At 70.6% G+C, this 8,561-nt stretch carries 8 protein-coding genes and 1 pseudogene; 3 read left to right on the forward strand and 6 right to left on the reverse strand.

The features are described from left to right. Positions 1-131 precede the first annotated feature (131 nt). Together ACFVWD_RS56245 and ACFVWD_RS56250 are read left to right on the forward strand one after the other, a co-directional pair. On the forward strand, positions 132-1,670 hold the full coding sequence (locus ACFVWD_RS56245; protein ID WP_389606771.1) for an MFS transporter: 1,539 nt from the start codon (positions 132-134) through the stop codon (positions 1,668-1,670). A gap of 79 nt (positions 1,671-1,749) precedes the next feature. Beyond that, entirely contained in the window at positions 1,750-2,523 is a 774-nt protein-coding gene (locus tag ACFVWD_RS56250) for a TetR/AcrR family transcriptional regulator (RefSeq protein WP_389606773.1), read from the forward strand. Between the two features lie 41 nt (positions 2,524-2,564). On the opposite strand, the gene ACFVWD_RS56255 is transcribed toward ACFVWD_RS56250, so the two are convergent. The 4 genes from ACFVWD_RS56255 to ACFVWD_RS56270 all read right to left on the reverse strand — a co-directional run bounded on the left by ACFVWD_RS56255 (position 2,565) and on the right by ACFVWD_RS56270 (position 7,040). Continuing rightward, positions 2,565-3,035, reverse strand: a complete 471-nt coding sequence (locus tag ACFVWD_RS56255) for a PPOX class F420-dependent oxidoreductase (protein WP_389606775.1) — start codon at positions 3,033-3,035, stop codon at positions 2,565-2,567. A gap of 41 nt (positions 3,036-3,076) precedes the next feature. After that, complete coding sequence (locus ACFVWD_RS56260; RefSeq protein ID WP_389606776.1) at positions 3,077-3,898, reverse strand: YceI family protein; 822 nt, start codon at positions 3,896-3,898, stop codon at positions 3,077-3,079. Between the two features lie 106 nt (positions 3,899-4,004). Continuing rightward, entirely contained in the window at positions 4,005-6,530 is a 2,526-nt protein-coding gene (locus ACFVWD_RS56265) for an MFS transporter (RefSeq protein ID WP_389606778.1), read from the reverse strand. Between the two features lie 18 nt (positions 6,531-6,548). Beyond that, positions 6,549-7,040, reverse strand: a complete 492-nt coding sequence (locus ACFVWD_RS56270) for a MarR family winged helix-turn-helix transcriptional regulator (protein WP_067377003.1) — start codon at positions 7,038-7,040, stop codon at positions 6,549-6,551. Between the two features lie 512 nt (positions 7,041-7,552). Between ACFVWD_RS56270 and ACFVWD_RS56275 the strand changes: the two genes are divergently transcribed. Next, entirely contained in the window at positions 7,553-7,750 is a 198-nt protein-coding gene (locus tag ACFVWD_RS56275) for a hypothetical protein (protein ID WP_054235117.1), read from the forward strand. Between the two features lie 42 nt (positions 7,751-7,792). Here the strand turns inward: ACFVWD_RS56275 and ACFVWD_RS56280 are convergent, their stop codons facing one another. Further along, entirely contained in the window at positions 7,793-8,083 is a 291-nt protein-coding gene (locus ACFVWD_RS56280; protein ID WP_389606780.1) for a hypothetical protein, read from the reverse strand. A gap of 377 nt (positions 8,084-8,460) precedes the next feature. Next, a pseudogene (locus tag ACFVWD_RS56285) lies at positions 8,461-8,561 on the reverse strand (DNA-binding response regulator); the annotation flags it as partial.

Raw genomic sequence — 8,561 nt, forward strand, 5'->3', positions numbered from 1 at the left:
GCCCGCCCCCCCCCGGCTCGCGGGGCCCGCGGGGGGGGGGCCGGGAGCGATCCAGCTCCGGGCCACCGCCCTTTCCTACGCCAGAGGAATCGCGTTGTACGCCGTATGGGAACTATTCTACGGTGTACAACATGTCCACGACTCCCCCAGGGCACCCCGAGGATCAGGCACAAGGCCACCCCCAACGCTGGCTGATCCTCGGCGTCATCTGCCTCGCCCAACTGACCGTGCTGCTCGACAACACCGTCCTGAACGTCGCGATCCCCTCCCTCACCCGGGAGCTGGGCGCGGCCACCTCCGACATCCAGTGGATGATCAACGCCTATTCGCTGGTGCAGTCCGGGCTGCTGCTCACGGCGGGCAGCGCGGCCGACCGCTACGGCCGCAAGAAGATGCTGATCACGGGGCTCGTCTTCTTCGGTATCGGCTCGGTGGTGGCCGGACTCGCCGACTCCACCGGCCAGTTGATCGCCGCACGGGCCGGAATGGGCGTCGGCGGCGCGCTCCTGCTGACCACCACGCTCGCCGTCGCCATGCAGATCTTCACCCCCGCGGAGCACCCGAAGGCCATCGGCATCTGGAGCGCCGTCAACGCCCTCGGCTTCGCGGCCGGACCGCTCCTCGGCGGCTTCGTACTGGACCACTTCTGGTGGGGCGCGATCTTCCTGATCAACCTGCCGGTGGTGGCCCTGGGCCTCGCCGCGGTGGTGGCCCTCGTACCGGAGTCGAAGGCCGCGTCTTTCCGGGGGACAGCCCCCGGACCCCCGGACCGCGGGGACCGCCCCGACCTTCTGGGAGCGCTGCTTTCCACGATCGGCATGACCGCACTCGTGTACGCGATCATCTCCGGCCCCGAACACGGCTGGACGTCGGGCCGGGTGCTGGCCACGGACGCGGTCGCCGTGCTGGTGCTGGCCGCCTTCGCGTACTGGGAGAGCCGGATCCCGTACCCCATGCTCGACCCGCACTTCTTCCGCGACCGGCGCTTCACCGGAGCCGTCGCGGGAGCCGTCCTCATCGCCTTCGGCATGGGCGGGGCCCTCTTCCTCCTCACCCAGCACCTCCAATTCGTCCTGGGATACGGCCCCCTGGAAGCCGGACTGCGTACGGCGCCGCTCGCGCTCGCGGTCGTGGCGCTGAACTTCTCCGGCCTCTCCGCGAAGTGGACGGCGAGACTCGGCACACCGGTGTCGATCGCGCTCGGCATGACGCTGATGTCGGCCGGGCTGGTGTCGATCGCCACGCTCGCCGCGCACGGGTACGGCGGCACACTGCTCGGGCTGCTGCTGATCGGCGCGGGCGCCGCCGTGGCCAACCCGGCCATGGCACACGCCATCATGAGCGCGATCCCGCCGGAGAAGGCGGGCGTGGGCGCGGGCGTCAACGGCACGCTCGCCGAGTTCGGCAACGGCCTCGGCGTGGCGGTGCTCGGGGCGATCCTCAACTCCCGGTTCGCGACGCTGATTCCGGTGGCGGCGGCCTCGCTCCCGGCGGCACTGGCCTCGGCGCGCTCGGACGAGGAGCGCGGGCGGATCACGGACGCGTTCTCGTCGGGCCTGGAGACCAGCCAACTGGTGGGCGCGGCGGCCGTCCTTCTCGGTGGACTGCTGGCCGCGGCGTTGCTACGACGTGCGGAGAGGGCAGACTCCGCGGTGGCGGTATCGGCGTAGCGCCCGCTTAGCATCAGGGTTCCGAGTGATGAGTCATGAGTGATGAGTTGCGAGTTTCGAGTTCCGAGGAAGGTGCGCCATGGTGAGGGCAGCCGACCGTGCCGAGCGTCCGGCGCGGACCAGTGTCTGGCTGGAGGGCAAGGCTCCCCGGGGCGCCGCGGCGCGCGGGGGCGGTCAGCCGTCGGGGCTCGACCGGGACCGGATCACCGAGGTCACCGTACGGTTGTTGGATGCCGAGGGCATGGCGAGGTTCTCCATGCGCCGACTGGCCGCCGAGCTGAACGTCACCGCGATGTCCGTGTACTGGTACGTCGACACCAAGGACGACCTGCTCGAACTCGCCCTCGACGCGGTCTTCGGCGAACTGGAGCTGCCCGACGCGGAGTCGGGCGAGGACTGGCGCGACCAGCTCCGCTCCCTCGCCACCGGCTACCGCGCGCTGCTGGTCCGCCACCCCTGGGTGTCCCCGTTGATCGGGACCTTCCTGAACATCGGCCCGCACTCCATGGCCTTCTCGCTCTGTGTCCAGCAGGTGATCCGCAACACCGGCCTGCCCCGGCACGGCCAGATGGGCGCGCTCTCGGCGGTCTTCCAGTTCGTGTACGGGTTCGGCACCATCGAGGGCCACTTCGTGCAGCGCTGCGCCTCGGCTGGGATGACCCAGGACGAGTACTTCCGTCAGGCCATGAGCACGATCGGCGAACAGCCACAGTTCTCCGCCAATTTCGAGAACGCCGCGGACCTCATGGAGGCCCGCGGCGGTGACACGGTCGAGGAGATGCGGGAGCGGGACTTCACGTTCGCGCTGGAGATGCTGATCGCGGGGATCGAGACGATGGTCGCCCGGGCTTAGGGCCTGCCCGCTCCTCCTCGGCTTCCTGGGTCACTCCCGGGTCATTCCTGGGGTGTGAGCCGGGCCGGGAAGCCGCCCGTCGCGACCGGGCCCCACTTCAACGGCGTGACCCGGATGATCGACTTGCCCTGCTTGAGCATGGCCTCCCGGTACTCGTCCCAGTCCGGGTGTTCGCCCGCGATGTTCCGGTAGTACTCGACGAGCGGCTCGACGGATTCGGGGGAGTCGATGACTTCGGCCGTGCCGTCGATCTGGACCCAGGGTCCGTTCCACTCGTCGCTCAGCACGATCAGGCTGACACGCTCGTCCCGCTTGGCGTTACGGGTCTTCGCGCGTTCGGGGTAGGTCGAGACGACGATCCGCCCGGCGTCGTCGACCCCGCAGGTCAGGGGGGAGCCCTGGGGGCTGCCGTCGGTACGGCGGGTGAGGAGGATGGCGCGGTGGCGGGGGCGTACGAAGTCGAGCAGTTCGTCCAGGGACACGGCGGTGTTCGTAGCGATGTTCGGTGCCATGTGAGTCAGCCTAGGCCGCCCGCCGGGAACGTGCGCTCGACTCACGCCTGTGGGAGGGACTCCCCCTGTACCGCCTGGACGTCCAGCTCCACCTTCAGCGTGGTGCCGATCGCCGAGATGCCTGCCTGGATGACCTGGTTGTAGTTCATGGCGAAGTCCTCGCGGTGGAGTTCGGCCGTCGCCCGGAAGGCGGCCCGCGTGCCGCCCCAGGGGTCCGCGCCCGTGCCCAGGTAGGCGAGGTCCAGGTCGACCGGGCGGGCGATTCCGCGCATGGTGAGTTCGCCGTGGACGGTCCAGCGGTCGGAGCCGGCCGGGGTCAGGCCGGTCGAGCGGTAGGTGATCTGCGGGTACGTCTCGACGTCGAGGAAGTCGGGGGACTTCAGGTGGCCGTCGCGCATGCCGTTGCCGGTGTCGATCGTGGCGGCGGAGATCACGGCCTCGACGCGGGACTTGGACACGTCGTCCGGGGCGATCTCGATCGTCGCCCAGAAGTCCGTGAAACGGCCGTGCACGCTGGAGATGCCCAGGTGCTGGGCGACGGCGCCGACGGAGGAGTGCGCCGGGTCGACGGTCCAGGGGCCGGGCGGCGGCAGTTCGTTGCCGCCCAGGCGGGCGAGGGTCACATTGCCGATCTCGGCCCGGCCGCTCGCCGTGACGATCGCGCTGGAGGCGGCGGGCGCGTACCCGACCGCGGTCACGATCACGGTGTACGCGCCGGGCGTGAGGACGGTCGGGTCGTGCACGGCTCCTTCGGTGTCCGCCTCGGCGCGCAGCACCTGCGCCCCGGTCATGTCGGTCACCGTGACGACCGCGTGCGACACGGCCCATCCGTCCCGCGTGCGAATCCGTGCGGTCAGTCCCATCCCGTTTTCTCCCTGCAAAGCACTAAAAATTGGTCGCAATGAGACCGGCCCGTGGGGGGCGCACCTCCGCTCAGAGTGCGCGCGTCCCCACGGGCCGGGGTTTCGACTACTCGCCGGGGTGGGCGAGGGTGATGTCGTGGTCGTCGACGCCACGGCCGGAGACCGTGAGAGCCGTCGCCACCGGGGGGTAACCCGTCGCGATGACGGTGTACTCGCCGCCGTCCAGGTCGGTGAAGGCGTACGCGCCGTCCATGCCGGTCCTGGCGGTGCCGATCACGTTGCCGGCCGCGTCGACCAGCGTGACCCGGGCGTCGCCCAGGGGACCGCCGGGGGCCCGTACGACACCCTGGAGCTGGGCGCCCGCGCTGAGCTCGACCTCGACCCGGGTGACCCCGGCGCCGCCGACCTCGACGGGGAGGGCCTGCGGGCGGTGGCCGGCCGCGTTCACCGCGATGGTCACCGGACCCGGGACCAGTTCGGCGAAGGCGAACTGGCCCTGCTCACCGGTGGTCCCGGTGGCCAGCACGTCACCGCGGACGTCGGTCACGATGACCATGGCGTCCTTGACCGGGGTACCGGTCCCGGCGGCCCGGACGAATCCGCTCAGCCCGCTCGTGCCGCTCAGCAGGATGTCGTACGCCACCGGCTCGTCGTTCACGATGATCGTCGAGGCCTGCGGCTGGAAACCGTCGGCGGAGGCGATCAGGACGTACGAGCCCGTGCCGGGCGCGTCCACCGCGTAGGAGCCGTCGGCCTGCGCGACCGACCGGCCCAGCTGCCGTCCCGCGAGCGAGATCAGCGTGACCGCGGCCTGCGGGACGGGGGCGCTCTCGGCGCCGCGGACGTGACCGCGGACCGGGATGCCGCCGGAGGCGGGCAGCGGGGCGCTCTCCCGTGTCGCGGTGGCGACGGCGGCGAGCCGCTGGGTGCCCTCGGGTCCGGCGGCGAGGCTCGTCTCGGCGACGGCCGCCCAGCTCGGGATCCTCTCGTCGGCGGCGGGTGCCTCGGCGGTGGCCGAAGCCTCCGGCGCGGTGGCCTTCGCCTCCGCGGCCTGGGCCAGCGCGCCCGAGGTCCGCAGCGGGACCTCCTTGATGAACAGGACGATGAAGAAGGCGAGCAGCGCCAGGGCGGAGCCGATCATGAAGACGTCGGCTATGCCGTGGCCGTACGCGCTCTCCAGGACCGTGCGCAGCGGGGCGGGCAGCGAGTCCATGTTCGGGATGGTGCCGGAGCCGGAACCGGACGCGGCGGCCGCGTACTTGGGGTCGATGCCGGCCAGGCCGTCCTTGACGTAGTCGGTGATCCGGGTGGACATGATCGCGCCGAGCGCGGAGACGCCGATCGCACCGCCGAGGGAGCGGAAGAACGTCACCGTGGAGCTGGCCGAGCCGAGGTCGGACGGGGCCACCTGGTTCTGCGTGGACAGCACCAGGTTCTGCATCGTCATGCCGACGCCGAGACCGAGCAGCGCCATGAAGATCGCGACGTGCCAGTAGGTCGTGTCGTAGCGGATGGTGCCCAGCAGGCCCAGGCCCGCGGTGATCAGGACGGTACCGCTGACCAGCCAGTACTTCCAGCGGCCGGTCTTGGTGATGACCTGGCCGGAGACCGTGGAGGCGATGAACAGGCCGCCGATCATCGGGATGGTCATGACGCCCGACATCGTCGGGGACTTGTCCCGGGCCAGCTGGAAGTACTGGCTGAAGAAGACGGTGCCGGTGAACATCGCGACGCCCACGAAGAGCGAGGCGAGGGAGGAAAGGGTGATGGTGCGGTTGCGGAACAGGCGCAGCGGGATGATCGGCTCGCTCGCCTTGGACTCGACGAGCACGAACAGCAGGCCGAGGACGATCGCGCCTCCGACCATCGCGTACGTCTGCCCCGACACCCAGTCGTACTTGTCACCGGCGAAGGTGACCCAGACCAGCAGCAGCGAGACCGCGGCGGAGATGAAGAACGCGCCGCCCCAGTCGACCTTCACGTCCCGCTTCACGGTGGGCAGGTGCAGGGTCTTCTGCAGCACGATCAGCGCGATGATCGCGAACGGCACGCCGACGTAGAAGCACCAGCGCCAGCCGAGCCACGACGTGTCGGTGATGACACCGCCGAGCAGCGGGCCGCCGACCGTTGCGACAGCGAAGGTCGCGCCGAGGTAGCCGGAGTAACGCCCGCGCTCACGCGGGGAGATCATCGCCGCCATGACGATCTGGGCGAGGGCGGACAGACCGCCGACGCCGACGCCCTGGACCACACGGCATGCGATGAGCATGCCGGGGTTCTGGGACAGACCGGCGGCGGCCGATCCCAGCACGTAGATGACGAGGGCTATCTGTACGAGCGCCTTCTTGCTGTACAGGTCGGAGAGCTTGCCCCACAGGGGCGTGGTCGCGGTCATGGCCAGCAGCGAGGCCGTGACGACCCAGGTGTAGGCGGACTGGCCGCCGCCCAGGTCGCCGATGATCTCGGGGAGTGCGTTGGTGACGATCGTCGACGACAGGATCGCGACGAACATGCCGAGCAGCAGGCCGGAGAGCGCCTCCATGATCTGGCGGTGTGTCATCGGAGTGCCGTCGGAGGGTCCACCTCCGTGCTTGGCGTGAGCCCGCACACCGGCTGGTGTGGTCGTTGCCATGGGCTTCCTTCTCTTGTCTTACGCGGGTGTACGGGTGGTCAGTTCGGTTGCTTCCGGCACGTAGGGCGGCCGGGGTACGGCACGGCAGTCGCCGAAGCTCTCGCGCAACCGGCCCATCAGGTGGATGAGCAGGCCGACCTCGTGGTCGGACCAGTCGCTCAGCCGGTCGGCGAACAGCCGCGAGGAGCGGCGGGAGAGTTCGGTGAGCTGCTCGCGTCCCGCGTCGGTGAGGCGCAGGATGCGGGAGCGTTTGTCGGCGGGGTCGGGGAGGCGTTCGATCCAGCCCCGGTCGGCGACGTGGGCGACGTGGCGGCTGGTCACGGACATGTCCACGGCGAGAAGCTCGGCGAGCTTGCTCATCCGCATGTCGCCGTGCCGGCCGAGGAGGGTCAGTACGGCGGCGGAGCCCGCGGGGCAGTCGTGCGGCAGGATCCGCCCGAGCTCCCGCTTCACGGCGCCGATGGCACTGAGCTGACGAGCCAATTCCTCGTACTGCGCCTGCTCGGCCATCACACCTCCCGTATTCGTTGCTTGGGGCAACCATAAATCCAGTTGGTTGCTGCAGGCAAACGATATCGCTGCCGCTGGGCTAAAAAGATGGCAAAGGCAAGTATTGGCGAACGTAAACCTGCTGGTGGGCGGTGCGCACGGCTTTGAATCCGCTGTGGGTCGGCGGAACCCCCACAGCCGGGCCCATCCCGTTCCCGGGCTCTGGCCTGCCCCACGAAGGGCTCCGCCCCGCCTCCGCGGGGACTGGACGCCTGGCCCTCGGCTCCGCCGAGGGCTGCCCCCGCACCCTCGCCTCCGCCGCCGCGGGGCCTCCATGTGCGCGAACCGTTCATCCGGAGCTTTTCGGCCGACCGCCGGTGGGGTTTGGGCGCGCAGTTGCCCGCGCCCCAGGCGGGACGCTGCCTGCCGGGGGCATCCAGCTCGCCGTCCACGCCATACGGAACCGGGGGAACCTGGGGCGAGGGGAACCCGGCGCTTGGGTAGGGGGCGTGTATTCGCTAGGGTCCTGGGCCATGGCAAACACCCAGGGCCCCGAGGGCAACTACGACCCCGCGGGTAGCACCCAGATGTTCCGCGCTTTCGTCGACGAGGGCCCCCAGGCCCGGCAGCAGCAGGCGGCCGCCCCGGCGGGCCCCCGCATCGGCCTGATCATCGGCATCGTCGTCGCCGTGGCGGTCGTGGCCGCCGTGGCGTGGCTCGCGCTGGCGTAAGGGCAACCCGCCCGCCCCGCCGGCAGGGCCGGTGGAGGCGGGTCACTTCCACTGGACGGACACGTCCCGCGTCTCGATGTGCATGCCGAGCGGCACGCGCCAGTCGTCGACGCACACCGTCCAGGTCTTCGTGCTGCCCGCTCCGGCCGCGATCGGCGCCGGCAGATCCCGCGTCGAGTCGATCGTCGCCCAGTTGATGCCGAGCGCCCCGATGATGTGCGTCCCGAGGATCACCGTGCCCGAACGCACGGCGCTGCCACCGGTGTTGCGGAAGGAGACGGTCACCTTCTCGCACCAGCGCCGGTCGGTGGGCTCCCGCGTGGGCTCGCCCACGTCGAGAACGGCGGGGCCGACGGGACCGGGAGAACTGGGGGTACCAGGGGGACTGGTACTTGCCGTGGAACCCGGGGTCGGCCGAGCGGGGGGCGCCGACGCGGTGCCCGAACCGGCGCTCGTACGGGACGAGTTGTCGTCGCCGCGGTTCGCTGCCGCACCGGGCGAAGCGGAAAGTGGGGACTGCGGGGGTGAACTTCCCTGCTGAGGAGCCCCTTTGGTGGGTTGCGTGGGTTGCGTGGGCCCGGGCAGCGGGGTCAGCGAGACGTTCCCGGTCGGGGCCACGACGGGTCCCGAATCGGCTGGCGCTCCCACCGCCACGTATCCACCGCCGCTCCCACCGTCCCCGCACGCGGCCAGTACGGCACCCAGGCAGACAACAGCCGCGCGCGGAGTGTTGGCGAGGCACACCAGGAGGTCGAATTCGGTGGGCGTGAGGTGCACGTCCTCCGAGCGCACCCGTACCCGGCGCTGTGCG

It is taken from the genome of Streptomyces sp. NPDC058086, from assembly GCF_042885015.1.
Lineage (GTDB): Bacteria > Actinomycetota > Actinomycetes > Streptomycetales > Streptomycetaceae > Streptomyces.

Coding starts and splice junctions, on each gene's coding strand:
- ACFVWD_RS56245 (WP_389606771.1), top strand. CDS start 132: ATGTCCACGACTCCCCCAGGGCACCCCGAGGATCAGGCACAAGGCCAC.
- ACFVWD_RS56250 (WP_389606773.1), top strand. CDS start 1,750: ATGGTGAGGGCAGCCGACCGTGCCGAGCGTCCGGCGCGGACCAGTGTC.
- ACFVWD_RS56255 (WP_389606775.1), bottom strand. CDS start 3,035: ATGGCACCGAACATCGCTACGAACACCGCCGTGTCCCTGGACGAACTG.
- ACFVWD_RS56260 (WP_389606776.1), bottom strand. CDS start 3,898: ATGGGACTGACCGCACGGATTCGCACGCGGGACGGATGGGCCGTGTCG.
- ACFVWD_RS56265 (WP_389606778.1), bottom strand. CDS start 6,530: ATGGCAACGACCACACCAGCCGGTGTGCGGGCTCACGCCAAGCACGGA.
- ACFVWD_RS56270 (WP_067377003.1), bottom strand. CDS start 7,040: ATGGCCGAGCAGGCGCAGTACGAGGAATTGGCTCGTCAGCTCAGTGCC.
- ACFVWD_RS56275 (WP_054235117.1), top strand. CDS start 7,553: ATGGCAAACACCCAGGGCCCCGAGGGCAACTACGACCCCGCGGGTAGC.